Origin of the sequence: Streptococcus suis, from assembly GCF_002960425.1 — a bacterium.
In the GTDB taxonomy this organism is placed as follows: Bacteria; Bacillota; Bacilli; order Lactobacillales; family Streptococcaceae; genus Streptococcus; species Streptococcus suis_S.
In genome coordinates this window covers 1-827 of sequence record NZ_POIZ01000069.1, presented here as the reverse complement: position 1 = coordinate 827, position 827 = coordinate 1, and the positions used below count along the sequence as shown (strand labels likewise).

Genomic DNA, 827 nt, shown 5'->3' with positions numbered 1-827 from the left:
GGAAGTTATGACAAGCTAGTTCAAGAAGGGGTGAATACTGCCTTGTCCAAGGAAGAATGCCTCACTAGCGAGGGACTCAAACAACTCCTACATGAGACAGAACAAGTATTGGACGAGGTGGAAGAAGCTATCTCACAAGAGCCGAAAGTCATTAAAGGTGGATCAGCCAACAGACAGAAACGAAGAAGAATTAAGAAACTAAAGAGAAAGTTGAAAGAGGATTTTCTTGTTCGGAAACAGAAGTACGAACGAGATAAACAGATTCTACAAGAGCGAAATTCCTATTCTAAAACGGATCACGATGCAACATTCATGCGAATGAAAGAAGATCATATGAAGAATGGTCAGCTCAAGCCTGGTTACAACCTCCAACTTGGTACAAACAACCAGTTTGCCTTAGCTTACGGATTGTATCCGAATCCAACTGACACTCGTACACTCAAGCCCTTTCTTCAATCCATCCAAACCTTAGAACTCTTTCAACACATTGTCGCGGATGCAGGTTATGGTAGTGAAGAAAATTATAGCTTTATCCTTGATGACCTGGAGAAAACGCCTCTGATTCCCTACGGAACATATCAGAAAGAGCAGAAGAAAAGCTACAAGAAGAGTGATGCCAATCCTGAAAACTGGACCTATCTAGAAGATTCTGACCAGTGGATAAAACCAGATGGGGTTGTCTACTCGTTTAAGAATTATTCACGAAGAACGGACAAGTATGGATTTGAGAAAGATATTAAGATTTACGAAGCTGATCCTGTACAAGCTAGTGAAGAGTTAGACCAGTTAGCACGGACGGAAAAAGGAAACCTCAAACAAATTCAGTA

At 41.1% G+C, this 827-nt stretch carries 1 protein-coding gene; it reads left to right on the top strand.

The features are described from left to right. The coding region (locus tag C1G57_RS09085) for a transposase (protein ID WP_153045623.1) at positions 1-827 on the top strand (827 nt) is incomplete at both ends.